This is a genomic window from Pseudomonas sp. efr-133-TYG-23, from assembly GCF_030209215.1.
GTDB lineage: Bacteria > Pseudomonadota > Gammaproteobacteria > Pseudomonadales > Pseudomonadaceae > Aquipseudomonas > Aquipseudomonas rhodesiae.
Genome location: NZ_JARVSL010000010.1, coordinates 1 through 25,248, shown reverse-complemented (window position 1 = coordinate 25,248; position 25,248 = coordinate 1). Strand labels below are relative to the sequence as shown.

The 25,248-nt window shown below is 62.3% G+C and carries 19 protein-coding genes; 14 read left to right on the top strand and 5 right to left on the bottom strand.

Annotated features, from left to right (window positions below; translation table 11 throughout):
- Window positions 1-3 precede the first annotated feature (3 nt).
- From tssM to QRN41_RS06245, 3 genes are read left to right on the top strand one after another with little or no spacing between them, the layout of a single operon-like run.
- Complete coding sequence (gene tssM, locus QRN41_RS06255; protein WP_285421325.1) at window positions 4-3,384, top strand: type VI secretion system membrane subunit TssM; 3,381 nt, start codon at window positions 4-6, stop codon at window positions 3,382-3,384.
- The gene (locus QRN41_RS06250; protein WP_285421324.1) at window positions 3,381-4,112 is read left to right on the top strand and encodes a PP2C family protein-serine/threonine phosphatase; all 732 of its coding nucleotides are present in this window, start codon (window positions 3,381-3,383) and stop codon (window positions 4,110-4,112) included. Before tssM ends, QRN41_RS06250 begins: the two co-directional genes overlap by 4 nt.
- On the top strand, window positions 4,109-4,951 hold the full coding sequence (locus QRN41_RS06245; RefSeq protein WP_285421323.1) for a serine/threonine-protein kinase: 843 nt from the start codon (window positions 4,109-4,111) through the stop codon (window positions 4,949-4,951). The genes QRN41_RS06250 and QRN41_RS06245 overlap by 4 nt, the downstream gene beginning before the upstream one ends.
- An 8-nt stretch (window positions 4,952-4,959) precedes the next feature.
- On the opposite strand, the gene QRN41_RS06240 is transcribed toward QRN41_RS06245, so the two are convergent.
- Window positions 4,960-5,295, bottom strand: a complete 336-nt coding sequence (locus QRN41_RS06240) for a DUF6388 family protein (protein ID WP_236218905.1) — start codon at window positions 5,293-5,295, stop codon at window positions 4,960-4,962.
- Complete coding sequence (locus QRN41_RS06235; RefSeq protein WP_034138379.1) at window positions 5,288-5,554, bottom strand: hypothetical protein; 267 nt, start codon at window positions 5,552-5,554, stop codon at window positions 5,288-5,290. Before QRN41_RS06235 ends, QRN41_RS06240 begins: the two co-directional genes overlap by 8 nt.
- A 320-nt stretch (window positions 5,555-5,874) precedes the next feature.
- Between QRN41_RS06235 and QRN41_RS06230 the strand changes: the two genes are divergently transcribed.
- Complete coding sequence (locus QRN41_RS06230; RefSeq protein WP_285421322.1) at window positions 5,875-7,950, top strand: PTS sugar transporter subunit IIC/EAL domain-containing protein; 2,076 nt, start codon at window positions 5,875-5,877, stop codon at window positions 7,948-7,950.
- Here QRN41_RS06230 and QRN41_RS06225 read toward each other — a convergent pair.
- From QRN41_RS06225 to QRN41_RS06215, 3 genes are read right to left on the bottom strand one after another with little or no spacing between them, the layout of a single operon-like run.
- Window positions 7,947-8,789 carry a metal-dependent hydrolase gene (locus tag QRN41_RS06225; RefSeq protein ID WP_285421321.1) on the bottom strand — a complete coding sequence of 281 codons (843 nt, stop codon included), beginning with the start codon at window positions 8,787-8,789 and terminating at the stop codon, window positions 7,947-7,949. The genes QRN41_RS06230 and QRN41_RS06225 overlap by 4 nt on opposite strands.
- A gap of 15 nt (window positions 8,790-8,804) precedes the next feature.
- Entirely contained in the window at window positions 8,805-9,695 is an 891-nt protein-coding gene (locus tag QRN41_RS06220) for an SDR family NAD(P)-dependent oxidoreductase (RefSeq protein WP_034113925.1), read from the bottom strand.
- A complete protein-coding gene (locus tag QRN41_RS06215) occupies window positions 9,692-11,230 on the bottom strand; it encodes a flavin-containing monooxygenase (protein WP_285421320.1) in 1,539 nt (512 codons plus the stop codon). Before QRN41_RS06215 ends, QRN41_RS06220 begins: the two co-directional genes overlap by 4 nt.
- A gap of 277 nt (window positions 11,231-11,507) precedes the next feature.
- On the opposite strand from QRN41_RS06215, the gene QRN41_RS06210 reads away from it, so the two are divergent.
- The 10 genes from QRN41_RS06210 (at window position 11,508) to QRN41_RS06165 (ending at window position 25,110) form a co-directional block, all read left to right on the top strand.
- Window positions 11,508-12,500 (top strand): alpha/beta fold hydrolase, encoded by a 993-nt coding sequence (locus QRN41_RS06210; RefSeq protein ID WP_285421319.1) that lies wholly within the window; start codon window positions 11,508-11,510, stop codon window positions 12,498-12,500.
- A 309-nt stretch (window positions 12,501-12,809) separates the two neighbouring features.
- The gene (locus QRN41_RS06205) at window positions 12,810-14,090 is read left to right on the top strand and encodes an alkane 1-monooxygenase (protein WP_034113922.1); all 1,281 of its coding nucleotides are present in this window, start codon (window positions 12,810-12,812) and stop codon (window positions 14,088-14,090) included.
- A 133-nt stretch (window positions 14,091-14,223) separates the two neighbouring features.
- The gene (praA, locus tag QRN41_RS06200; RefSeq protein WP_167417705.1) at window positions 14,224-14,718 is read left to right on the top strand and encodes an alkane oxidation protein activator PraA; all 495 of its coding nucleotides are present in this window, start codon (window positions 14,224-14,226) and stop codon (window positions 14,716-14,718) included.
- 133 nt (window positions 14,719-14,851) lie between these two features.
- Window positions 14,852-15,346 (top strand): alkane oxidation protein activator PraB, encoded by a 495-nt coding sequence (gene praB / locus QRN41_RS06195; protein ID WP_034138373.1) that lies wholly within the window; start codon window positions 14,852-14,854, stop codon window positions 15,344-15,346.
- Between the two features lie 133 nt (window positions 15,347-15,479).
- Entirely contained in the window at window positions 15,480-16,934 is a 1,455-nt protein-coding gene (locus tag QRN41_RS06190; RefSeq protein WP_034138372.1) for an outer membrane protein transport protein, read from the top strand.
- Window positions 16,935-17,165: 231 nt separating this feature from the next.
- The gene (locus tag QRN41_RS06185) at window positions 17,166-19,691 is read left to right on the top strand and encodes an acyl-CoA dehydrogenase (protein ID WP_285421318.1); all 2,526 of its coding nucleotides are present in this window, start codon (window positions 17,166-17,168) and stop codon (window positions 19,689-19,691) included.
- Window positions 19,692-19,841: 150 nt separating this feature from the next.
- Complete coding sequence (locus QRN41_RS06180) at window positions 19,842-21,185, top strand: 3-oxoacyl-ACP reductase (RefSeq protein WP_123479942.1); 1,344 nt, start codon at window positions 19,842-19,844, stop codon at window positions 21,183-21,185.
- 4 nt (window positions 21,186-21,189) lie between these two features.
- Complete coding sequence (locus tag QRN41_RS06175; RefSeq protein WP_285421317.1) at window positions 21,190-22,080, top strand: MaoC/PaaZ C-terminal domain-containing protein; 891 nt, start codon at window positions 21,190-21,192, stop codon at window positions 22,078-22,080.
- The gene (locus QRN41_RS06170; RefSeq protein WP_285421316.1) at window positions 22,077-23,375 is read left to right on the top strand and encodes an acetyl-CoA C-acetyltransferase; all 1,299 of its coding nucleotides are present in this window, start codon (window positions 22,077-22,079) and stop codon (window positions 23,373-23,375) included. The genes QRN41_RS06175 and QRN41_RS06170 overlap by 4 nt, the downstream gene beginning before the upstream one ends.
- Before the next feature lie 31 nt (window positions 23,376-23,406).
- A complete protein-coding gene (locus QRN41_RS06165) occupies window positions 23,407-25,110 on the top strand; it encodes an AMP-binding protein (RefSeq protein WP_285421315.1) in 1,704 nt (567 codons plus the stop codon).
- Window positions 25,111-25,248 lie beyond the last annotated feature (138 nt).

The following is a 25,248-nucleotide window of genomic DNA, read 5'->3' as shown; positions in this document are numbered from 1 at the left end:
TCAATGAACGCATTCTTCACGGGCGTGGGCAGAGTGCTGCGCAAGAGTTGGGTCTGGAGCCTGCTGCTGGTGTTATGCCTGGCGGCGCTGGTGTGGTGTTTCGGGCCGTTGTTGGCGGTGGACGATTATCGATTCTGGCAAGGGGCCACGGCACGTCTGCTGAGCATCAGCGTGCTGTTTCTGCTGTGGGGCCTGGCGATGGTGGTAGTGGGAGGGCGGCGCGCGGCATGGCTCGACAGGCCGGACCACCAGGCGCGACATCAACGTCAGGTGTTGATCGACCAAGAGCGGCGGCAGGTGCGCGGGCGTTTCAAGGAGGCGTTGCAAACCCTGAAAACCTCACGCTGTTATGGGGAGCATGGCGAACGTTGGCGCAATGACTTGCCCTGGTACCTTCTGATCGGCGAACAGGGCAGTGGCAAAAGCCAGTTGTTGGCCGCCGGCGGCGTGCGGTTTCCGCTCGACCGGAGCGACCCACCCTCAGGCACGACCGCCTACTTTGATTGGTTCCTGGCCGATGAGGCCGTGATCGTCGAAAGCGCCGGGCGCTATCTGACGCAGCCCGATGGTGAAGTGGACGAAGCAGGCTGGGCGACGTTGCTGGGCTTGCTCAAATCGCGGCGCCGGGCACGTCCGCTCAATGGCGTGGTGGTGACGCTGGCGGTGGACACCTTGCTCGGCGGCAACGAACACGACTTGGATCTGCATGCCCGTCATGTGCATGCGCGCTTGCAGGACATCCACCAGACGCTGCATATGGATGTGCCGATTTATCTGGTGTTGACCCAGGCTGACCGCTTGCCGGGGTTTGCCGAATTCTTCGATACGCCTCAGGGGGACAGCGCCCAAGCGGTATTGGGAGAGCGTTTGCCCGCCAGTAAAACCGGTACCGAGATGGCCCAGGTACGCGATGCCTTTGAAGCCTTGCTCAAGCGTCTGGGCACGGAGCTGATTCCGCGATTGCACCAGGAGCGCAGTGCCGAGCGGCGCGGCGTCATGCTTGATTTTCCTCGGCAGGCCGCGCGAATCGCCGAGCGGTTGTGCCTGTTCGTGGAGTCCGGGTTTTCGGCTCATCGCTTCCAACGTATCTTTGGACTGCGCGGGTTCTATCTGACGAGTACGGAAACCGCTGACAGGCGCGGCCATTTTGTCCAAGGTTTGTTCAAACAGGTGATTTTTGCCGAGGCCGGCCTTGCGGGGTTGCAGACCTCGGAGCGACGTCGCCTCCATCTTCGTCAGGGCTTGCTGATATTGGCGGCATCAGGGGTTGTGGTCGGCAGTGGGGCATTGTGGACGCACAGTTATTCGGCCAATCATCAGCGCCTGATGCAACTGGCGCAGCTGATCGCGCCTCAACCCCCGGCGACACCAGGTTCGGACGCCACTCTGGCGTTGCTGCCACTGCTGGACAGCCGGCTGGCTGCCACCCAGGTGTTTCCCGCGGTGACGGATGCGCGCCGGGTCGAACGGGCTGGGCTGTATCAGGGCGAGAGCAGTCGCCCGGTGTTGGTGACGGCTTATGAGGACGCGCTGCGCCAACAATTATTGCCCGAGGTCGCGGCGTTGCTTGAAGCGCAGGTGCAGGCCACGCTGAACGACCGCGAAAAGTTGATGGACAACCTGCGGGCCTACCTGATGCTCAATTTGCCCGAGCGTCGGGACGCGACCTGGCTGGCCGAGCGCGTGGCGGCTCAGTGGGCCGCGCTATATGGCGGGGATAGCTCGGCGCAGAACAGGCTGAACGCGCATTTCTCATATTTGCTTAGGCTATCTTTTGAATCGCCGTTGAATGCCGAACGGGTGGCAGCGGCTCGCCAGGCCCTGCGCGGAGAGTCGCTGGCGGGTGTGATCTATCGGGTATTGCGTGATCAGGCCCGCAATCTGGAACCCTATCGCTTGGCGGAGGGGGCAGGGGTGACGGTGGGCGAGCCCCTCATTCCGGGGTTCTTTACCCAACAGTACGTGCAGCACTTTGAAAAGCAGGGCCAGCGTCTGGTCAATGGGATTGTCCAGGACAACTGGGTACTCGGTGAAGGCGGCGATCTTAGTCCGATGGATATGCGGCAGTTGATGCAGGAGCTGGAACAACGCTATTTCAGCGAGTACGCCGATACTTGGAGCCGTGCCTTGAGCCGCGTCCGTCTGGAACCGAGCGAAACCCTCCGAGAGCATGTCGATACACTCGCGGGCCTCTCCTCGATGCAATCACCGCTGGTGCGTTTGTTGCAGCAGGTGCATGAGCACACGCGTTTTCCGACGGCTCATGAGCGCCTTGGTGGCGTACAGAAGGCCATCGAGCGCGGTACCTCGACTCAGAGCGAGGCGGCCGCAGGGTTGCTTAGCGGCCTCCAGGCGCAAGCGGTGCCGGACTCCGCTCGCCGTGCGTTGCTGCGTCGCTTCGAGCCCTTGCACCAGTTGCTGGATGCCGAGCGCAACCCCGACGGCGAATGGTTGCAGGCCTTGCGGCTGCTCCACGAGTGGCACTTGCAATTGGTCGCCCTGAACCGCGAAGGGGCGACGGAACAGGCGGCGTTCAAGTTGGTCAAGCAGCGCATGGAGGGACAGCAGCCGCTGTTAGGCCAACTGCGCGACAGAGCGGCGCGCCTGCCGCTGCCCCTCAAAGGCTGGCTCGAAGCTATCGCTGACGACAGTTGGCGATTGCTGCTCGATGATGCGTATGTGCACGTCAATCAGCGTTATCAGAGTGAGGTCTATGGCTTCTACGCCAAGGCTATCCAGCGTCGATACCCCTTCAATGCGCAAGCCGCGGGCGAGGTCGCGCTGGGGGATTTTCAGGAGTTCTTCAAGCCAAGGGGCGCCATGGCGCGTTTTTACGAGACCTACCTGAAGCCTTTTGTAAGCACCGAAGGCAGCCGCTTCCGGCTGCGCGGCTTGGATGGCCGCAGCCTGCCGATGTCGCGCTCGTCCCTGGAGCAACTGGCCAAAGCTCAACTGATTCGCCTGGGTTTTTTCAGTGAGGAGCAGGGCGAATGGGCCGTTCGTTTCACACTGGCACCCTACAGCCTGGACCCGACGGTTAGTCGCGCGGTCCTGCGTATCGGCGATAAGCAACTGGAGTACCGCCACGGTCCGATCGTGCCGACGACGTTCCATTGGCCTGAAGAGGCAGACAACGGCCGCAGCAGTCTGGTGCTGGAGCGTGGCGCCCAGCGGCCGTTCGGTATCGAGAAAAACAGCGGGCCCTGGTCGTTCTTCCGCTTCTTGGATCTGATGCAAAGCGAGCCCGCCAATGGTCGCAATGCCCAGGTACTCAAGGCCGATCTTGCGGGGCTGCGCGCCAACTTCCTGCTCAGCAGCGCACGCCACCCGGGCCCGTTCCAGATGGCGGCATGGCGCACTTTCCGTCTGCCGGAGCAGCTGTGAACCAACTGCGCGACCCGTGCCGCAGCGCCGGGCGCACCGAGCGAGGCAGGACGCGTGCGCGCAATGAGGGTGCATTTCTCGATTGCCCGCAACACGGTTGCTGGGCCGTGGCCGATGGGATGGGCGGGCATCGCGCCGGTGATGTGGCCAGCCAGTGGGTGATCAGCAGCCTTGCCGCGCTGCCGCGCCAGAGCAATTTCGACCAGCGGCTCAAGGCCGTGCGACATTGTCTGCGGGTACTGGACAGCCGGCTGGGCCGAGCGTTGCCCCTCAATGCACGCGCGCCGTACGCAATCATGGGCAGCACGGTTGTGGCGTTGTTGCTGGAGGGCAATCGGGCGGCCTGCATCTGGGCAGGGGACAGCCGTTGCTACCTGTGGCGCGGGCAGCGCTTGTATCAGCTATCGCGAGACCATTCCTTGCAGCAGCAACTGATGGACACGCAACGCTTGACCCGGCAACAGGCGCAGTCCCACCCGGCAGCGAGGTCTCTGACCCCTGCGCTGGGCGGGCGGCAACCGCTGATGTTGGAGGTGTTGGAGCTGTGTACTCGTCCTGGCGATGTGTTTTTGCTTTGCAGCGATGGTTTGTATCAGGGCCTCGGCCTTGACGCCTTGGGACGCGCGCTGAGTAGGGGCGCACCCGGTCAGGTGGTGGATCGGCTGTTCACCGAGGTGCTGCGTGGGCCGGCAGCGGATGACTTGACGGCCGTGGTGGTTCAGCCATGACCGCCGGGGTGGGGCCGACTGATGTGCTGGCAGGGCGTTATCAGCTTGAGCGCGTATTGGGTTCCGGCGGCATGGGCGTGGTCTATCGGGCTCGCGACCTGTTGCATGAGGCGTTCGGCGACGCCAACGCTTGGGTCGCCCTGAAACTGCTGGGCGAGCCATTGGCCCAGTCCCCGGATGGTCATGTGTTGCTGTACAGCGAATTCGCCCTGACCCGCAGCCTGCGACATGAGCATGTCGTGCGGATGTTCGCCTTCGACGTCGACACCGTCCGTGAAGTGGCGTTCTTCACCATGGAGCTGTTGCAGGGAGTGACCCTCGATCGCCTGCTGTTGGAGTGTCCGGAGGGTTTGCCGTGGAGCGAACTGCAGCCTCTGGCGCTGCAGTTGTTAGATGCCTTGAGCTACGCCCACCGGCAGGGCGTTCTGCATGGCGATGTAAAACCGGCGAATATCCTGTTGGGCGACGAGGGGTTGCGCCTGTTCGATTTCGGCCTGGGCCACGGCAAGGCACAGGAAGCGGCGGGGTTGCCTGGTTTGAGCCGTAGCCGTCTGAATGCCTGGACGCCTGCGTACGCGGCACCGGAGCTGATGACGGGTGGGGAACTGTCGACCTTGGCTGACCTGTACGGCGCGGCGTGTGTCGTCTATGAACTCGCCCAGGGCCGCCGCTCGGCGCCACGTCAGCCCGACCAGCCGCTGCCCCGACCGCGCGGCTTACCCAGGCGGTGTTGGCCAGCGTTGCGCTCGGCCTTGCATTGGACGCCGGAGCAGCGAAAGGTCACGGTGGCACAGCTGCGCGAGGCCATGGCCGGCGTCAGACGGTGCTGGTTCGTGTAGTGACGGCTTTAACCGGGCAGGTCGTGCAACTGGCAGTAATCGGCCCAACTCATGCCCGCCATCTGCGCCACTTCCTTGTGCACTTCCAGGCGCTGGGCTTCGAACGCTTCGGGAGAGTCACTGGTGAGCTTGAGCGTCAGCTCCCAGGCAAACAGGCCCAGGCGCTCGGCTTCGGCTTCGAAGGCCTCGTGCAAACGTTCGGCGCGGTATTCGGCCAGGGTTTCGCCTCTGGCACGGGCGGCCAGAGGATTCAACCCGTCCAGCTCGGCGACCAACGTCGGGTGCGCTGCCTGAAAGCGTTCGAGGGCTAATCGGTGACTATCGCCGGGGCCGGATTCAAGCACGGGAGCCCGCCTCCAGATGCGCCTTTCTGCGCCGGGCACGTTTGCGCAAGTGTCGGTTCACCCGGGATTGCAGTGGATCGAGAATAAAGAACAGCAAGTAAGCTGTCAGTACCAGCGTCAGGTCAATCCAGGTTCCGCCAATGGGGCCCGAAACCTCTTCGATGACATCTTTGATCAAAAACAGCAGCGCTACACCGCTTAACCACAACGCTGCGTTAAGCAGCAGTGGGCGCATCGCATTCGACAACTTATGTTGCATTTCGAGCTTACCTCCTTGGTACCTGATACCACTCAGGCGCTGTTCCCTGAACGGGCACCTCAGCCTGAGACCTCACCGGGCTGCCCATAACGCCTCAAAAGCCGGCAATAGTACCCGTTCAAGAAAGATTAGGAATTTTGCCTGTCCGAAAGTTCAATAAATCGTCAGCGAAAACTTACCGATGCTGCGACAGCCAGCCAATAAAATTGCAGGCCCAGCCTTCAAATCTCTTTCGCTCCCGATGCCAGGACGTGTAGCGTTAGCCCGTGTTTCCGGGGCCCTGCCTTAAAGGGCGTATGCGATGGGCAGAGGGATGGGTCATGGTGCAAACGCTCTCCAAACTTTTCTTCACCCAGCGCCTGGCCGCATTGGCCAGCACTGAGTCATTACGGGCGATCCGCGAAGGGTTGTTGTGGATTCTGCCCTGCCTGCTGGTGTCGGCCGGTTTCTTGATTCTGTCCGAGTTGGCACGGGTACTGGGGTTTGAGCCCTCGGTGGTGGCGTTCCTCGCTGGGCTGCATAACCAGATCAGCTCGGTCATCCCGTTGCTGGTGGCGGCGTCCATTGGCTACATGTTGGCGATCCAGCATCGCCTACCGCAGTTGCCGGTTGCCTTTCTGTGCCTGGCTCATGTGGTGGTGGCGACGTTCATCCTGCGTGACTTCCCCCGAGCCTCGGCGACCTTTGTGTTGTTTATCGCCATCGCCTCGCCGCTATTGAACGTGCCGGCAGTGGCCTGGCTGCACCGTTATCGTTGGACCCGTCTGGTCAATGAGGACCTGGTAGGGCATAACCTGCGCGGCACCATCAATATGGTGGTGCCCGGCGCCATCACCGCTCTGGTTCTGGTGATAGTGCTGTCTCTGCTGCTACAGGTGCCTTATGTGGCGCAGTTGCAGGGGCCGCAGGTGCTGGATGCGCTGCAGTCGCCTTACGGCAGCGGCTTGTTTGTGACGTTGATGAACTCGCTGCTGTGGTTCTTCGGGATTCACGGCGTGTACGCCATGCAGCCGCTGTTCGATGTGCTGGATCAGGCCGTGGTGCTCAACGGCACGGCACTGGCGGCCGGCGAGCCGATCAAGTACCTGTTGAACAGCGGTCTGCTCGGCAGTTTTGCCTTTATCGGTGGCTCTGGCAGTGCGTTGTGCCTATTGCTGGCGATTCTGCTGTTTTCCAAGAGTCAGTCCATGCGCCTGGTGGCGATGGCGAGTTTGCCGTTGTCGCTGTTCAACGTCAGCGAGGTACTGTTGTTCGGCTTGCCGATTATCCTCAACCCGCGGCTGTTCATCCCGTTTCTGTTAGTACCTGCCTTGAACGCGATGCTCGCCCTGAGTGTGGTGCATATGGGCTGGGTGTCGCCGGCGGTGGCCAGCGTGCCGTTCACCTCGCCGGTGCTGCTCAATGCTTATCTGAGCACCCATGGCGACCTGGCGGCGGTCGGATTGCAGGTGGCGTTGCTGGGCCTGGGTACGTTGGTTTACACGCCGTATGTTCGGGCAATCCATCGCCAGGCCAGTGAAGGTGGCACGGTGTACCTCAAGTCTCTGGACATGACCTTCCGTGGCCTGGAAGAAAAAGGCCGGCTGCGTGAGCTCGACCCGGTGCTGGCCTCCCACAAGACCCTGGCACGCCAGGCCAATGAGCTGAGCCGCATCCAGCAGATCAGCGACTATGATTTTTATCTGGAATTCCAACCCCAAGTCTCGACGCGCACCGGCCTGTGCACCGGTTGCGAAGCCTTGATGCGTGCCCGCGATGGCCAGGGGACGGTGCATTCGCCCTGGGAATTTCTGCAGTGGCTGGCTCAGGCGCAGTTGATGCCGGACGTGGATATGTGGGTAGCGTCCCAAGCCGTGCGCCAATACCAGCAGTGGCAAAAGCTCGGATTCACGCTGCCCATGACTATCAATATCTCCAGTGCGACCTTGACCGATGCCGCCTACGGCGAACGCCTGGTCGGCATTCTGGCCCAGGCTCACGGGTTGGTTTCCGTGGAAATCACCGAAGACGCCCTGGTCAGCGATATCCAGGCCACCCGCCAGACCATTCAGAAACTCCAGGCGATTGGCGCCAAGGTGTACATCGATGATTTTGGCACCGGGTTTTCGGCCCTCAGTTATCTTCACCAGTTTCCAGTGGACTTCATCAAGATCGACCGCAGTTTCGTAGTCGCCCAGCACGACCCCAAGGGCGCCCAGGTCCTGACGGGCATGCTGCGGTTCTGTGAAGCGCTGAACCTGGGCGTGGTGGTCGAAGGCGTCGAGACCGCCGAGCAACTGGCCTTCCTGAACACCGGCAGCGAGCTGTTTATCCAGGGCTGGTATTTCAGCAAGGCGCTGCCGGGCGATCAATTGCAGGGCTTTGTGCGCGAGCGTGCGGCGCTGGCGCAGACCTAGGCGGATTCGTAGCGGCGTCGGGTCTGTTCGATATCCTCGACCAACGCGTCGATACCGGCCAGATGCGCGCGGTTGTCGTGATCCCATGGGTGAAAGCCCGGTTTGAAGTAATGCAGCCACGGCACCAGCATGCGCGGGAATACGCCTTTGGGGCCGTACAGAAACTTGAGCATGCGCCAGAAACCTTTGAAAAAGTCTCCTGCCTTGCGATCGGCCACCAGCAGGCGCACGTGAAAATCCAACACCACCAGCCAGAACAACAGCGTGGTGGTCAACATGGTCCCGGTGCGCAGCAGGTAGCGCGCGGGCCCAGGCTTGATCACCGTATTCCACACGTCAAACGCCACCGCTTTGTGCTCGGTTTCTTCCAGGGCGTGCCAGTACCACATTTGCTGGTAGCCCTTAAGAGAGTGGCCGAAGCGCGACGGGTCGCTGAGCAGGATCTCGGCCAGCATGGCGGTGTAGTGCTCCAGGGCGATGGTCACGGCCAGGTTGAAGGCCGGCGGCAGGTGTTTTTTCTGCCAGTCGAGGATGAATTTCAAGCGCCGGTCGAGGGTGTGCGCCGGCAGGCCCGCCGCTTGCAGCAGATCGTTATAGGCCACATGTTCGCGGCTGTGCATGGCTTCCTGGCCGATAAAGCCCTGGATTTCCTTTTTCAGCAGCGGGTCGTCGATGCACTGACGGTAGTGGCGCACGCTGTCCATAAAAAACAGCTCACCCTGGGGAAACAGCAGCGACAGGGCGTTGAAGAAGTGCGTAACGAACGGGCCTTGCGCGTGCCAGTCCTTGATGCGCTCGGCGGGTAGGGCAAAACGGACATCGCGACGGATGGGTAGCATGGGCTGTGCTCCTGTTCAGAGACGGGACTCGTCATTGGTTTCGAAAACCGGCGTGCGCGGCTTGGGGGCCATGCGCTTGCTGGCGAACACCACCAGCGCCTGATAGGCCGCCGGCAGGCAGCGGGCGAGCAGGTCGAGGGCGTAGGCGTCGCGGCCGATCAACACGCGACGCTTGTTTTTGCGCACGCCGTGCAGGATCACTTTGGCGGCCTGGTCGGCATCAGTGATAAACAGTTTTTCGAAGTCGGCGCGGGCCTGTTGCTCGCTGTGGATCAGAAAGCCGGTCATATTTGCGTCGATGCGGCTGCTGCGACAGATATCGGTGCGGATGCCGCCGGGGTGGACACAGGTGGCCGACACGCCGCAGCGTTGCAGATCGAGTTCCTGGCGCAGCGCCTCGGTAAAACCGCGCACGGCGAACTTGGTGGCGTTGTAGCCACTCATGCCGGGTTGGGCAAACAGCCCGAACACGCTGGAGGTGTTGATCACATGCCCCTCGCCGCTGGCCTTGAGGTGCGGCAGGAACGCCTTGGTGCCGTGGACCACGCCCCAGAAATTGATGCCGACGATCCACTCCAGGTCCGCGTAATCCACGCCTTCCACGGTGCTCGACAGCGCCACGCCGGCATTGTTGAACACCAGGTTGACCTGGCCATGTTCGTCCACGCAGCGCGCGGCCCAGTCCTCCACGGCCTGGCGGTCGGCCACATCGAGCACCTGGGTGGTAACCCGCACTGGCGACAGGGTGGAGGTCTTGATCAATTCCTGGGTGTGCTCCAAGCCTTGAGCGTTTTTATCCGCCAGCGCCAGGTGGCAACCTTCGCGAGCCAAGGCCAGGGCCAAGGCGCGCCCCATGCCGGAAGCGGCGCCGGTAATGGCCGCGACGCGACCGTTGAATGACTTCATGACAGGCTCCCTTCGATATTGGCGTGGGCCACCGCGACTGTGCGCGGCGTGGCGTTGGCCGTCGCCACGCCCGCTACATAGTCCTTGAGCGCGAACTGGCGGGTGACCTGCTTGAAGCGCCAGGTCGAGCCAGGCCAGAGCGTGGTGTTTTTGCCGGTGCGCGGGTCCAGGTACCAGCTCTGACAACCGCCGGTGTTCCAGATGGTGCGCTTGAGTTTGTCTTGCAGGTGGGCGTTATAGGCTTGCTCCACCGACGGTTTGACCTCCACCGTAGCAATGCGCTGGCGTTGCATCTGCTTGAGCGCGTCGAGGATGTAGGCCACTTGGGCCTCGATCATCAGGATCATCGAGTTGTGCCCCAACCCGGTGTTGGGCCCGATGATCAGGAATAGATTCGGGTAGCCCGGCACCGTGGTGCCTTTATAGGCATGGGCGCCGTCGCGCCAGGTGTCCATCAGGTCCACGCCGTCGCGGCCAATGATGCAGCCACGGGGCAGGGGGGCGCTGGCTTGGAAACCGGTGCCGAAGATCAAGCAATCGGCCGGGTGCTTGATGCCGTCGGCGGTGATCACCCCGTCCGGCTCGATGCGCTGCACGGCCTCGGTCACCACCTCCACATTGCTGCGCGACAAGGCCGGGTAATAGTCGTTGGAGATCAGCACGCGCTTGCAGCCGATGGTGTAGTTCGGGGTGAGGGTTTTGCGCAGGGAAGGGCGCACCACTTGTTTATGCAGATGGCGCAGGGCGATGCGTTGCACCGTCTTCATCAGCCGCGGGTGCAGCGCAAAGCCCACCACGCGACCTTCCAACGCCCAGTAAAACGCGCCGCGCACCAGGCGCTGGGTGAAGGGCAGGTGCTTGAACAGCCAGCGTTCGAACGGCGAGATCGCGCGGTCGGGCTTGGGCATGATCCACGGTGGGGTGCGTTGGAACAGGTCGAGGTGGGCCACCTGCGCAGCGATCTGCGGCACGAATTGAATCGCACTGGCGCCGGTGCCGATCACGGCCACGCGCTTGCCTTTCAACGCGTATTCATGGTCCCACTGCTGGGAGTGGAAGCGCTTGCCCTTGAAGCTGTCCAGGCCCGGAATATCCGGCAGCGCCGGACGCGACAGGCCGCCCATCCCGGATACCAACACCCGTGCGCTCACCTGGCGACCATTGCTGAAACTCAATTGCCAGCGTTGCTGTGCTTCGTCGAATACCGCACGGGTCAGCCCCATGCCGAAGCGCAGGTAAGGCGCCAGCTCGAAACGGGCGGCGCACTGCTCCAGATAAGCGCGGATTTCCGCCTGCGGCGCGAACTGCCGCGTCCAGTTCGGGTTGGGTGCAAACGAAAACGAATAAACATGGGACTGCACATCGCAGGCGCAACCGGGGTAGTGGTTGTCGCGCCAGGTGCCGCCGAGGCTGTCGGCCTGTTCGGCGACGAAGAAGTCGCGAACCCCGGCTTCCTTGAGTTTGATGGCCATGCACAGGCCGGCAAAGCCTGAGCCGATGATGGCGATGTCGATCGAGTCACTGTGGGCATTCATAGGCTGTCCTTGGTGGGCATCGCAGGTGCTCCTGTTTTTGTTTTGTCGTGTGGAGAGAACGCCATTGCAAAGGAAAATTTAATTAATTATTTTAAAAAAGATTTTAAATAATCTACCTGAAAATATCGCCTACGCTAGGTCCTTGTCTCAAATGTGCGATTTGTCCGACGGACGCGCACGCTGTGCATGAGGTTCGGGTCCAGGGTGTGGACGGTGGCCGAAGCCCGACCAATTCCGGTGGGGTGCGCGGCGGCAGGGAATGCAGAGGACCGAGCGCATGACGATGGAATGGGTGGTGGCTGCGGGTGTGGGGGCGTGTGTGCTGGCCTGGGGCTTTAGCGCCTGGATGACGCGGCGCATTGAAGCGGCGGTGCCGCGCGACGGGTGTGTTGTCGAGGTCGACGGCGAACGCTTCCACTATAGGGACGAGGGCAAAGGCCCGCCGCTGGTGATGATTCACGGGCTGATGGGCAGCAGTCGCAACCTGACCTACGCCTTGTCCGCGCAGTTGCGCGAGCACTTTCGGGTGATCACCCTTGATCGTCCGGGCTCGGGTTATTCCACGCGCCAGGCAGGCACCGCAGCCGACTTGCCGGGGCAGGCGCGGCAGATTGCCAGGTTTATGCAGACGCTGAGCTTGGACAAACCCCTGGTGTTGGGGCACTCACTGGGCGGTGCGATTTCGCTGGCGCTGGCCCTGGATCATCCTGAGACGGTAGCGGGCCTGGTGCTGGTGGCGCCGCTGACTCATCCCCAACCGACTTTGCCGCTGGTGTTCTGGTCACTGGCGGTACGTCCCGGTTGGCTGCGCCGCTGGGTCGCCCACACGCTGACAGTGCCCATTGGCCTGTTGACCCGCCGCACGGTGGTCAAGGGCGTCTTCGCGCCGGACGCCGCCCCTGACGATTTCGCCACCCGCGGCGGGGGGTTGCTAGGCATGCGGCCGAACAACTTCTATGCCGCCTCCAGTGAAATTGCCCTGGTCAACGATGACCTGCCGCAGATGGTCAAGCGCTACCCGCGCCTGACCTTGCCCATTGGCCTGATCTACGGCGCCCAGGACCGCGTGCTGGACTTTCGCAAGCACGGTCAGGCCCTCGCCGACGCGGTGCCGGGCCTGAAACTGCAACTGGTGGAGGGGCGCGGCCACATGCTGCCGATTACCGCCACGGCGCGGGTGGTGGAGCTGGTGCAGCAGGTGGCCAAGCGTGTGCGGCCGCTGCAAAACGTCGCGCATCTACCCCCGCCCGTTGCGCTGACGAATAAATAATCGTGAGGTGGGTCGTGGGCGAGGGCGAGGCAAAAGGTTGTTTTAGAGACCTGACTGCCGAGCAGAAAAACAGACTGCGCAGTCACATCAAAAAGCCCTCGACAAAGTAGTTGACGACCTAACGATTCCGCGCTATCTATTTAAAAAAAATATTTCAATATTTATTTTGAAATGAATTTTTTGAAGTGCCTAAGAGCGAATAACAATGAAAAAAACGCCTTTTGACGCCCGTTTATGTTCCCGCAGCCTTTTGCGCTCCCTGCACCTGGTGTGTGCCCCTCTGTCGGCGCGTGTCGCCCGGAGGCTGCCATGAACCAGACCCTTACAGCACCGACCGTATGGGCCGACGGTAAACGCCACCTGTGGTGGCTGGGCATCATGCCCCTGGCCACACCGCTGTTGTCCGGGGCATTGGCGATCAGCACCGGCATCCAGCAACTGTGGTGGGTCGGGGTGCTGGTGATCTTCGGCCTGATCCCGCTGATCGACGGCCTGCTCGGCGAAGACGTCAGCAACCCGCCGGAATCCGCCGTCGGCCACCTCGAATCCCAACGCTATTACCGCTGGATCGTCTACACCGGCGTGCTGTTCGTCATCGCCTCGGTGGTGATCACCGGCTGGCTCGCTGCGGGCGGTATCGCCTGGATCATCGACGGCGGGCTGATTCGGGCCACAGCCCATCTCGACCCGGCTAACTGGATGTCCCAGCTGGCCACTTACGTCACCGCCCGCACGCAATTGCATGGCGAACCGAGCTGGTTCACTTACCTGGGCATGGCCATGTCGACCGGCGCCGCCACCGGCATCGCGATCAACACCGCCCATGAGCTGGGGCACAAACCCAAACCCCTGGAAGTGTTCCTGGCCAAGGTCACCCTGGCGCCGACCTTTTACGGGCACTTTTACACCGAACACAACCGTGGCCATCACGTCCGCGTGGCCACCCCGGAAGACCCGGCCAGCTCGCGTCTGGGCGAGAGTTTCTGGGCCTTCCTGCCGCGCTCGGTGTGGTTCAGCGCACGCTCGGCGTGGAACCTGGAGCGTGAACGCCTGCGCAAACTGGGCCTGCCGGCCTGGCACTGGAAAAACGGCGTGCTCAGTGCCTGGATGTACAGCGTGGTGCTGTGGGGCGCGATGATCGCCTGGCTGGGTGCCGCGGTGATTCCATTCTTGATTATCCAGGGCATCTACGGATTCTCGCTGCTGGAAGTGGTGAACTACGTCGAACACTACGGCCTTAAACGTCAGAAGTTGCCCAACGGTCGTTATGAGCGCTGCTCGCCACGGCACTCTTGGAACAGCAATCGGATTGTCACCAATATCTTTCTGTTCCAGTTGCAGCGACATTCCGATCACCATGCCAACCCCACACGCAGTTACCAGTCGCTGCGTCATTTCGATGAGTCGCCGCAACTTCCCTACGGTTATGCGAGCATGATTGTCTGGGCTTATGTGCCGTACTTGTGGCGCCGACGCATGGACCATCGGGTACTCAAGCATTATGCCGGGGATATCACCCTGACCAATTTGCAGCCGTCACAGCGTTTGAAGTACCTGGAAAAATACGGGAATAACGCGACCCCGTTCTAATGTGATTAAAGCGAGCGTTAACGGCGCCAGATATATCCAGCGTGGGGGTTTTGTCGCCCTCGATTTACCGCTCAAGTTGTCAGCAAGTTGTGTTTGACCCGAACAAAAACAATTAAAGGGAAGGACGTCCATCATGCAAGCACATACCAAATTCACTGCCCATGTCGTACTGGCCGCGTTGGGCCTGATCGCCTACCACCAGGCCCAGGCTGCCCGTATCGAGCCGGCCGGTAGCGCCTTTACGGCTCAGGGGCCCATCAGTTTTTCCAAGGGCGCGCTGATCAGCGCCGATTGCACCATCAAAGTGGCGGGAAAAGTGGCGGCCGATGGTTCATCGGTCAATGTCGACAAAGTCGAATTCGACGGCGGCCTCAAGTGCAGCCGGGTCGAAGCGATTAACTTGCCGTGGGTATTGGTGGCTAAAGACAGCCGCAGTGGGTCTATGTCGAAAATCAGTGTCGACGTACATGCTTTCGGCCTGGGCGGTAAGTGCGGCCCTTCTACCGCCGACGGCACCTGGGATAACGCCACCGGCAAGTTGGAAGCGGCCAATGTGCCGATTGGCGAAGACTGCAAGATTAAAACGGTGTCGATCAAGATGCCGCCTAACTTCAAAGTCGTTGAATAGCAACACAGGTTAATAGCGGTAATTACATTGAGATTTGGCTGGAAAGGGAAGTTCTGCAGTTTCACCGTGACCTCTCGTTCATGGCCATTACCCCCTGGCGAAATGAATTCGCCATAACATGTGAGGAAAAACAATGAAAAGCTTGAAAACCCTCGTATCGTTGTCTGCTTTGGCTGTCTGCATGGGTGCTGCGTCGATGGCGAATGCCTATAGCATCGCTCCGGTCAATACCAGCTTCACCGCGCCAGGCACGATTTCGGTGAAATCACCTTCTTCGTTCCAGGCCACCGTTAACTGCGGTGCCACTTTCACCGGGAATGTCGACGCCACTGGCGTTGCCAAAATCACCGGCGTAGCGGTCACCGGTGGCGGGCTCTGCGCCTTGCCGAAAATCACCGGGCTGCCTTGGACCCTGACCGCCACCGGCCCGTCGGCGGGTTCAGTAACCAACGTCGGCTACACCATCGCTGCCTCGGTTCTGTACCCGGCTTCCAATTGCGGCCCGTCCACCATCGCCGTGGGTTACAGCGGTGGGGTGCTGACGGCGGCCAACCAGACCCTGAGCGGCAGCTGCACCGTCGTCAGTCTGAGCGTCACCCCAAGCCCAGCGCTGACCATCGTGCCTTGATGGTCGGTTGAGAACGAAGGGCTGATCACCCGTAAAAAAACCGGCGCCCTGACCGGGCGCCGGTTCAAGCAGGGCCAGGCAGCAAGACGAACCGGCAGCGCCGGCTCAGAGCGATAATAATAAGGAGTGCCGCATGAATAATAAGAAACAACAGATGCAGGTTTTGCTGGGGCTGGCATTGATAGGCGGCGTGGTGATGACCGCACCTGTTCAGGCCGGCGGTTTTTCAACACCCACCTATGGCGCACCAGGCTGGGGCCGGGCCTTTGCCGGCGGTTCGCTGTTTAAAAACGATCCCAGCTCGGCGTATAACAACCCGGCCGCCATGGCCTTCGTCGACCGCAATGTGGCGCAACTCACCGTCGACTACGCGCGCATCAAGATCAAGTACAAGGGTGATGCCTTCGACTACGCCGGCAACCCGATTTCCAGCACACCGTTGGACGCCAACGGTTTCCCTGACGTGGCTGCGACCACGCAGAATAACAACGACGGCGGCGAGGGCGGTTTTACCGCCTGGTTACCCACCGGCTTTATGGTTATGCCCCTTGGGGACCGGTTCGCGTTTGGCTTGAGCCAGGTCGTCCCACAAGGCATGCGTTCCACCTGGGATGAAAACTCCAAACTGCGCGACTTTGCCGTGGACACCAAAATCGAAACGGTGGGGCTCACAGGCTCCTTGTCCTTCAAGGTCAACGATCAGTTCTCCCTTGGCGGCGGGTTGATCGTGCAGCACAGCAAGGGCTTCGTCAGTCAGAACGTCGACCTGCTGTCCGCCGCCGCCGTGTCCGATTCGGTGCTGGGCGGCATCAACTTCCCGTCGGATGTGGGCACCGCCCTGATGCGGGTGAAGGTCGACAATATTTCGACCGGCTGGTTTACCGGTATCGTGTGGAAACCCACCGACCGCGACACGCTGGGCCTGAACTACCACGCCAAGATCAAGAACAAGATGACCGGCAAGTACACTGTCCGTGCCGATCAGTTCTCCAACAACCTGATGACCCAGCCGAGCCCGTTTGGCGGCACCGGTACGCTGGTCAATACCGCCTATCCAGGGCTTGAGTTGTACCCGAACGGTGCCCATGCCAGCGTGCAATTGGACATTCCCGCCACAGCGGGCCTGGACTGGGTGCATCAGTTCAGTGACCGCTTCACCATGGGCGCAAGCGTCACTTGGACCGAGTGGTCATCGTTCAAGGACCTGACCCTCGAATCCGCAGGCACCACCGTTGTCTCCATTCCCTACAACTACAAGAACACGTGGATGTATTCCTTGGGCGGTGACTATCGGTTGACCGATGAATTGACCCTGCGCGCCGGGGTGGCCCTTGACCAGACACCCACCCGCAACTCGACGCGCGACCCGCGGATCCCCGACGGCGACCGTACGTTCCTGTCCTTGGGCGCCGGTTACGACGTCAAAGCCGTCAAAGGCTTGAGCCTGGACTTGGCGTATTCCCACCAGTTCGTTCAGGAGGTCAAGCTCAAGACTCAAAACGTTGATCGCCTGGGCGGCGCGCGTCTGGACGGTAAAGCCGAGTCGTCGGGTGATGTAGTGAGTGTGTCGGCCACGTACGCGTTCTGATTCGAAGCTGATCGGTCAGGGCAGTCAGCGCATCTGGCTGCCTCGTTCGACCCTTTTTCCGACAATCCGGCTGAGCCCGCTCAGCCGCTATTTTTTTGGCTCGAGCATTAAATAAAAATTTCAAAACAAAATTTGAATTTGTGTTTCCCAGTTTGTAGTGTGGCGTTACGCCGCTGTCGCGTTTGAGCGAGCTGCGTAGGTGCCGTGCCCTGAATCGAGTAGAGGTATCCCATGGTTATCTGGTTATTGGCGGGTTTCGTAGCGGCGCTTGCCCTGGCGTATCGACAAGCGGCGGCGGCCCAGTGGTTGGGGGTCAGCCTGGTGTGGCTGGCATGCGGTTACCTGTTTTCCGTGGTCGCCGGCGTTGGCGTCACGGTCGCGGCGCTGCTGGTGGTGGCGCCCGCGCTGCTGATGACGATCAAGCCCCTGCGCCGCGCGTTGTTGACCAGCAAAGCCCTCGGCCTGTTTCGTACGATCATGCCGGCCATGTCTGATACCGAGCGCGCAGCCATCGAGTCCGGCACGGTGTGGTGGGACGCCGAACTATTCAGCGGAAAGCCCAACTGGCAGCGTCTGTTACAGGCCGCTCCGGCCAGCCTGAGTGCCGAGGAACAGGCGTTTCTCGATAACGAAGTGGAAACCCTGTGCGACATCGCCAACGATTGGGAAACCACCCAGGTCTGGCAGGACATGTCGCCCGAAGGCTGGCAGTACACCAAGAGCGCCGGGTTTCTCGGCATGATCATTCCCAAGCAATACGGCGGCAAAGGCTTCTCCCATTACGCCCATTCCCAAGTGGTGATGAAGTTGTCCACCCGTTGCTCGGCGGCGGCGATTTCGGTGATGGTGCCCAACTCCCTGGGCCCGGCCGAACTGCTGCTGCATTACGGCACCGAGGCGCAGCGCAATTACTACCTGCCGCGCCTGGCCCGTGGCGAAGACATCCCGTGCTTCGCCCTGACCAGCCCCTATGCCGGCTCCGATGCCGGGGCGATTCCCGATGTCGGCATCGTCTGCAAAGGCGTGCATGAAGGGCAGGAGGTGTTGGGCTTTCGCGTGACCTGGGACAAGCGCTACATCACCCTCGGCCCGATCGCCACGGTGCTGGGCCTGGCATTCCGCGCCGAAGACCCTGACGGCCTGCTCGGCGCGGCCGGCTCCCTGGGCATCACCTGTGCGTTGATTCCCACCTCCCACCCCGGCGTCAACAGCGGCCGGCGGCACTGGCCGCTTAACGCGGTGTTCCAGAACGGCCCGACCACCGGCAAAGACGTATTTATCCCACTGGATTGGGTGATCGGCGGCCGCGAGCAGGTCGGCAATGGCTGGCGCATGTTGATGGAATGCCTGGCCGCCGGCCGCGCGATTTCCCTGCCGTCGGCCAACGTCGGCCTGGGCAAGGTGGCGGTACGGGGCACGACGGCCTACGCCGCCATGCGTAAACAGTTCGGCCTGCCCATCGGCAAGTTCGAAGGGGTGCAGGCGCCGGTGGCGCGCATGGCCGGGCATTTGTATGCCTGCGACGCGGTGCGCAAAGTCTCGGTGGCGTCCCTGGATGCTGGTGAGAAACCCTCGGTGATCTCGGCCATCGCCAAGTACCACGTTACCGAGCGGGCGCGGATGATCGTCAACGACGGCATGGACATCGTCGCCGGCAAGGGCATCTGCATGGGCCCCAATAACTTCCTGGCCCGCGCCTATCAGCAAAGCCCCATCGCCATCACCGTGGAAGGCGCGAACATCATGACGCGCTGCCTGATCATCTTTGGCCAAGGCCTGATCCGTTGCCATCCCTATGTGTTCTGCGAGATGGAAGCGGCGCGCAACCCGGACCGGCGTCAGGCCCTGGAGGCCTTCGACAGCGCCATGTTCGGCCACGTGAGTTTTGTGCTGGCCAATACCGTACGCGCGGCGGTGCATGCACTGACCGGTGGCAAGCTGATTGCCGCACCGGCCAAGACTGAACCGGCGCTGGCGTCCTACTACCGCCAGGCCAACCGGCTGTCGGTGGTGTTGGCGTTGATCTCGGATATCTCCATGGGCGTGCTGGGCGGTGCGCTCAAACGCAAGGAAAGCCTCACCGGGCGCCTGGGGGATGTGCTGTCGCAGTTGTACATCTTGTCCTGCGTGCTTAAACGCTTTGAGGACGATGGCCGGCCCCAGGCGGACCTGCCGCTGGTGCATTGGTCGGCCCAGGACGCGTTGCTGCGCGCCCATGAAGCCCTGGACGAAGTGCTCGACAATTACCCCTCCAAAACCGTCGCGCGTGTGGTGCGGGCCTTGAGTTTTCCGTTCGGTCTGCCCTTGCGCAAACCGTCGGACCGCTTGTTAGCCGACGTCGCCGATGCGGTGCAGACCCCCGGCGCCACCCGCGACCGCTTGCTGGCCGATTCCTACATCCCGCGCCCGGAAATCGACAAGCTGGCCTACGGCGAACTGGGTTTCCGTTTGCTGCCCCAGGTCGAGCTGATCGAAGCGCGCCTGAAGCCGGCGATCAAGCAGGGCCTGCTCGAACCGCTGCCGGTGTCGACCACTGCGTTTACCGCCTGGCGCGTCAAGGCCCGGGCCCTGGACTTGATCAGCGACGACGAAGACACCTTGCTCGCCCGCTATGTGGAATACGCCGATCACGGCATCCAGGTGGATGACTTCCCTCAGGACTTCGGATTGTTGGAGGCGTTGCAGCAACGCAAGCAGGCGCTGGAACCGGTCGCCAAGCGTCGTACGACCCAGGGCGAAAATGCCTCGGTCAACTAAGAAAACCCCGGTCAGTGTAGGAGGGGGCTCGCCCCCGATAGCGGTGGTTCAGCCAATGAGCCGGTGACGGCTAGATCGCTATCGGGAGCAAGCCCTTCCCGCATTGGATCGGGTTTACACGGTCAGAATGTGTTGAGAGTGATTGCTGATATGAGTGACAGCTACCTAACCTTCGTCAATTCCCCCTGGGGCCGTCGCCTGGCCCAGGCGGTGGGCTTGCCCCAGCCCTTGCCGCTGCAGCGCCATCGCAGTGGCCAGCAGGGCCTGGTCAATCCGGTGATCGTCGCCGGGGCAGGGCGCCTGACCGCCCAGGTGCAACGGATCTTCAGCGCCACCGACACGGTGGCCGCCACTGCAGCGACGCTCAAGGCGCCCTCCACGGTCAAGGTGCAGGGCGCGGTGTTCGATGCCAGCGGCGTGGCCAACCTGGAACAACTCGACGAGCTGTACGCGTTCTTCCACTGCAACGCCAAACGCCTCGGCCAGCACGCGCGGGTGGTGGTGCTCGGCACGGCGCCGGAGCACTGCGCGGACCTGCCCCAAGCCGTCGCCCAGCGCGCCCTCGAAGGTCTGGTGCGGTCCTTGGCCAAGGAACTGCGCCGGGCCATCACCGTGCAGTTGCTGTACGTTGCGCCGGGGGCTGAAGACGCGCTGGACAGCAGCCTGCGGTTTTTTCTGTCACGCCGTTCGGCCTATGTGTCAGGGCAGGTGGTGCGCGTGGAAGCCCCGGTGGACGGTCACGTCACGGTCAATTGGGACAAACCCTTCGCTGGCCGCCGTGCGTTGGTCACCGGCGCGTCCCGCGGCATCGGCCTGGCGATCGCTCAAGTACTGGCTCGCGACGGCGCGCACGTGGTGTGCGTGGACGTGCCCCAGGCCCAGGCTGCGTTGCAACAGGCCGCCGACTCAGTGAACGGTTCGGCATTGCCGCTGGATATCACCGCGCCCGACGCCGCCTCATCGTTGCAGGCCCATGTCAGCCAGTACGGTGCCTTCGATGTGGTGGTGCATAACGCCGGGATCACCCGCGATAAAACCATCGCCAAGATGAGCGAAGCGGCGTGGCACAGCGTGCTGGCGGTCAACCTGCAAGCGCCGCTGTGCCTGAGCAATGCGTTGCTGGACGGCCAGGGCCTGAATCCCGGCGGGCGCATTGTGTGCGTGTCGTCGATTTCCGGCATCGCCGGCAACCTCGGGCAAAGCAACTACGCCACTTCCAAGGCCGGGGTGATCGGCCTGGTGCAAGGGCTGGCACCACGGGCGGCGACCCAGCAGGTTACGGTCAATGCCGTGGCGCCGGGCTTTATCGAGACGCAGATGACTGCCCGCATTCCGTTGATGATCCGCGAAGCGGGGCGGCGCATGAATTCGCTGTCCCAGGGCGGGCAGCCGATCGACGTGGCCGAAACCATTGCCTGGCTGGCCCATCCGGCGTCGGGCGGGGTTAACGGCCAAGTGGTGCGCGTGTGCGGCCAAAGCCTGTTGGGAGCCTGATGCCATGGACGACCTGACGCAGATCATCGACCCGCCGCCGTCACGCACGCGACTGCTGCTGCATGGTGTGCGCGCACTGCGCAAACCCAAGCTCGACGGCGCGCCGCTGCTGCCCAAGGCGCGCCTGGTGCGCCCGGCGGTGGAGCTGTCGGCTGAGGGTATCGCCGCGTATGGCCGCGCCTGCGGCTTTCGCCGTGAGCAGGGCGTGCCGTTGACCTATCCCCATGTGCTGGCTTTTCCTTTGCACTTGATGCTGTTGACCCGCCCCAGTTTTCCGTACCCGGCCAGTGGCATGGTGCACTTGGCCAACCGTATCCGGCAGCATCAGCGCTTGCAGGAAGGCCAGGCGTTGCGGCTGGAAGTGTATGCCGGACGCTGGGTCGCGCACCCCAAGGGCCAGGCGCTGAGCATCGCCACCCGTGCCTATAGCGCTGGCGCACTGGTGTGGGAGGGCGACAGTCTGTATCTGCGCCGGGGCGTGGCCGATCCGGTCGGCGCGCCTTGGGACGAAGCGCTGGCGCTGCCTTCAGACAGTTTGGTACGCACTCAGAAGTGGCTGTTGCCGGCCGACCTGGGGCGACGGTTTGCCAAAGTCTCCGGGGACTTCAACCCGATCCACACCTCGGTGATCGGCGCCAGACTGTTCGGTTTTCGCCGCGCCATCGCCCACGGCATGTGGACCTTGGGCCGCGCGCTCGCCGCCCAGCAACCGCCGGGTGGCCTGGAGCGCGCCGAGGTGCAGTGCGAATTCAAGTTGCCGATCCTGTTGCCCGGCCAGGTTGCGCTGTGGAACTTACCCGCCAGCGGCCCGCGTCGCGCCTTCGAAGTGCGCAACGGTGCGGGCGACCAGCCCCATCTGCGCGGTCTGCTGTCCATCTATGAGAACCTTCAATGAGTCACTACAGCTTTAACCCGGCGCCGACCCGTCGCGTGGCGATCATCGGCGGCAATCGTATTCCGTTCGCCCGTTCCAACACCGTGTACGCCCACGACAGCAACCAGGATTTGCTGGTGGCGGCGCTGCAGGGCCTGGTAGACCGCTACAACCTGCACGGCCAGCGCCTGGGCGAGTTCGCCGCCGGTGCGGTGATCAAGCATTCACGGGATTTCAACCTGGCGCGCGAGTCGTTGCTGTCTACCACGTTGTCGCCCGAAACCCCGGCCTACGACGTGCAGCAAGCCTGCGGCACGGGGCTGGAAGCGGCGTTGCTGGTGGCCAATAAAATCGCCCTTGGCCAGATCGAAGTGGGTGTCGCGGGGGGCGCCGACACCACCTCCGACGCACCCATCGGCATCAACGAGTCCCTGCGTCACACCTTGCTGGCGGCCAACCGCGCCAAGGGCTTGGGCGACAAGCTCAAGGCGCTGCTCAAGGTGCGCCCATCGATGTTCTTCAAGCCGCTGCTGCCGCGCAACGGTGAGCCGCGCACCGGCCTGTCCATGGGCGAGCACTGCGAAGAAATGGCCAAGCGCTGGCAGATCAAACGCCTGGCCCAGGACGAACTGACCCTTACCAGTCACCAGCGCCTGGCAGCGGCGTACCAGCGCGGTTTCTTCGACGACCTGATCAGCCCCCATCGTGGCCTGGCCCGGGATAACAACCTGCGTGCCGACGCCAGCCTGGAAAAACTCGCCGGCTTGTCCCCCGCCTATGACCGCCAGAACGGCACGCTTACCGCCGGCAATTCCACGCCGCTCACCGATGGGGCCTCGGTGGTGCTGCTGGCCAGCGAAGCCTGGGCGGCCGAGCACGGTTGGCCGGTGCTGGCCTACCTGCGCACCGGCGAGACGGCGGCGGTGAATTTTGTCGACGGCAGCGAAGGCTTGCTGATGGCGCCGGCCTACGCGGTGCCGCGCATGTTGCAACGTGAAGGCTTGAGTTTTGCCGACTTCGATTTCTTCGAGATCCATGAGGCGTTTGCCGCTCAGGTGCTGTGTACGCTCAAAGCCTGGGAAGACCCCGACTACTGCCGCGAGCGGCTAGGCTTGGCGGCACCGCTGGGAGCAATCGAGCGGGCCAAGATGAATGTCAACGGCGGCTCCCTCGGCTGCGGTCACCCGTTCGCCGCTACCGGCGGCCGGCAGTTGGCGGCGCTGGCCAAGGCGATCCATGAACGCGGCGGCGGTCGTGGCCTGATTTCAATCTGCGCCGCCGGCGGGCTGGGCATTACCGCCATCGTCGAAAAATAGCGCTGTCAAAAACAACAACAAGGAGACTGCCATGAACGCTATCAGCCTGGAACAACGCGAACGCATCTGGTTGGACGCTTATCTGCCCGGCGTTCCGGCGGATATCGACGCCGGCATCGAGGACTACCCGTCGCTGCGGGAGGTGTTCCTGGAACACCTGGAAAAATTCCGCGAGCGTGTCGCCTACGTCAGCATCGGCACCGAAATGACCTACGCCGACTGGCAGGTACAAGGCTTTGCGTTCGCTGCCTGGCTGCAGGAACAGGGCGTGCAGCGCGGCGACCGCGTGGCGCTGATGATGCCCAATTGCTTGCAGTACCCGATCTGTTTGCTCGGCACCATCCTGGCGGGGGCGGTGGTGGTCAACGTCAACCCGTTGTACACCGCCCATGAGCTCAAACATTTGCTCAAGGACAGCGGCGCCGAAACTGTGGTGATCTTCGAAAATTTCGCCCACACCCTGGAAAAAGTCATCGAAGGCAGCAGCGTCAAACGCGTGGTAATCGCCGCCATCGGCGACCTGCTCGGCACCTTCAAGGGCGCGGCGATGAACTTCATCCTGCGCTCCGTGCAAAAGCAGGTTCCGGCCTTCAGCCTGCGCGGCTCGGTGCGCTTCAATCAAGCGTTGAAACAGGGCCGGGCGCTTTACCCGCAGCCGGTGGTCATGCAACTGGATGATCTGGCGTTTCTGCAATACACCGGCGGCACCACGGGGGATGCCAAGGGCGTGATGCTCAGCCATCGCAACATCATCGCCAACCTGTTGCAGGCCAAGGCGTGGGTCGGGGACCAGTTGGATCAGGACAAGCAGGAAACCAACGTGACCTTGCTGCCGCTGTACCACATCTTTTCCCTGACGGTGAACTGCCTGATGTTCATGTGCCTGGGCGGGCGTAATATCCTGATCGCCAACCCACGGGACGTGAAGCGAGTGCAGATGATCCTGCGCAAGGAGCGCTTCAACGGCATCGCCGGGGTCAACACGCTGTTCAACGGGTTGCTGGAGAACCCGGAATTCTGCGCGCGGGACTTCTCCGATCTGCGCATGGTCATCGCCGGCGGCATGGCCACGCACACCGCAGTCGCCAAGCGCTGGAAGGAAGTCACCGGGCTGCCGATCATCGAAGGCTACGGCCTGACCGAGTGTTCGCCGGTAGTGAGCATCAGCCCCATCGATATTTCGCGCATGCGCGAGATGGAATTCACCGGCAGCATCGGCGTGCCGTTGCCTTCCACCTGGGTGCGTTTTATGCGCGAGGACGGCGAAGTGGCTGACATCGGCGAGCAGGGTGAGCTGCAAGTACGCGGCCCACAGGTGATGCAGGGCTACTGGAAGCGCCCCAAGGAAACCGCCGAAGTGCTGGACGCCGAGGGCTGGCTGGCCACCGGCGACATCGGCGTGATGGACGAGCGCGGCTATATCCGCCTGGTGGATCGTAAAAAAGACATGATCCTGGTCTCGGGCTTCAACGTGTACCCCAACGAAATCGAAGACGTGGTGGCCCTGCACCCCGGCGTGGCCGAAGTGGCGGCGATTGGCGTGGAAGACGGCGTGACCGGAGAGAAGGTCAAGATTGTCGTGGTGCGCAAGGATCCGAGCCTGACCCAGGAGCAAATCCTTGCCCACTGCCGGGAATACCTGACCGGCTACAAAGTGCCGCGTTACGTGGAATTCCGCACCACCGAACTGCCCAAGACCACCGTGGGCAAGGTCCTACGTCGCGCCTTGCGCTGATGTAAATGTAAGCAACTGATCTAAAGGTGGGAGAGGGCAAGCCCCCGATGGCGGAGTGTCAGCCTGTGTATTTTTTAGCTGATGCACCGCTATCGGGGGCAAGCCCCCTCGCACCTTTGATAGCCATTCCAGGCGATG

Coding starts and splice junctions, on each gene's coding strand:
- tssM (WP_285421325.1), top strand. CDS start 4: ATGAACGCATTCTTCACGGGCGTGGGCAGAGTGCTGCGCAAGAGTTGG.
- QRN41_RS06245 (WP_285421323.1), top strand. CDS start 4,109: ATGACCGCCGGGGTGGGGCCGACTGATGTGCTGGCAGGGCGTTATCAG.
- QRN41_RS06235 (WP_034138379.1), bottom strand. CDS start 5,554: ATGCAACATAAGTTGTCGAATGCGATGCGCCCACTGCTGCTTAACGCA.
- QRN41_RS06230 (WP_285421322.1), top strand. CDS start 5,875: ATGGTGCAAACGCTCTCCAAACTTTTCTTCACCCAGCGCCTGGCCGCA.
- QRN41_RS06225 (WP_285421321.1), bottom strand. CDS start 8,789: ATGCTACCCATCCGTCGCGATGTCCGTTTTGCCCTACCCGCCGAGCGC.
- QRN41_RS06220 (WP_034113925.1), bottom strand. CDS start 9,695: ATGAAGTCATTCAACGGTCGCGTCGCGGCCATTACCGGCGCCGCTTCC.
- QRN41_RS06215 (WP_285421320.1), bottom strand. CDS start 11,230: ATGAATGCCCACAGTGACTCGATCGACATCGCCATCATCGGCTCAGGC.
- QRN41_RS06210 (WP_285421319.1), top strand. CDS start 11,508: ATGACGATGGAATGGGTGGTGGCTGCGGGTGTGGGGGCGTGTGTGCTG.
- QRN41_RS06205 (WP_034113922.1), top strand. CDS start 12,810: ATGAACCAGACCCTTACAGCACCGACCGTATGGGCCGACGGTAAACGC.
- praA (WP_167417705.1), top strand. CDS start 14,224: ATGCAAGCACATACCAAATTCACTGCCCATGTCGTACTGGCCGCGTTG.
- praB (WP_034138373.1), top strand. CDS start 14,852: ATGAAAAGCTTGAAAACCCTCGTATCGTTGTCTGCTTTGGCTGTCTGC.
- QRN41_RS06190 (WP_034138372.1), top strand. CDS start 15,480: ATGAATAATAAGAAACAACAGATGCAGGTTTTGCTGGGGCTGGCATTG.
- QRN41_RS06185 (WP_285421318.1), top strand. CDS start 17,166: ATGGTTATCTGGTTATTGGCGGGTTTCGTAGCGGCGCTTGCCCTGGCG.
- QRN41_RS06180 (WP_123479942.1), top strand. CDS start 19,842: ATGAGTGACAGCTACCTAACCTTCGTCAATTCCCCCTGGGGCCGTCGC.
- QRN41_RS06175 (WP_285421317.1), top strand. CDS start 21,190: ATGGACGACCTGACGCAGATCATCGACCCGCCGCCGTCACGCACGCGA.
- QRN41_RS06170 (WP_285421316.1), top strand. CDS start 22,077: ATGAGTCACTACAGCTTTAACCCGGCGCCGACCCGTCGCGTGGCGATC.
- QRN41_RS06165 (WP_285421315.1), top strand. CDS start 23,407: ATGAACGCTATCAGCCTGGAACAACGCGAACGCATCTGGTTGGACGCT.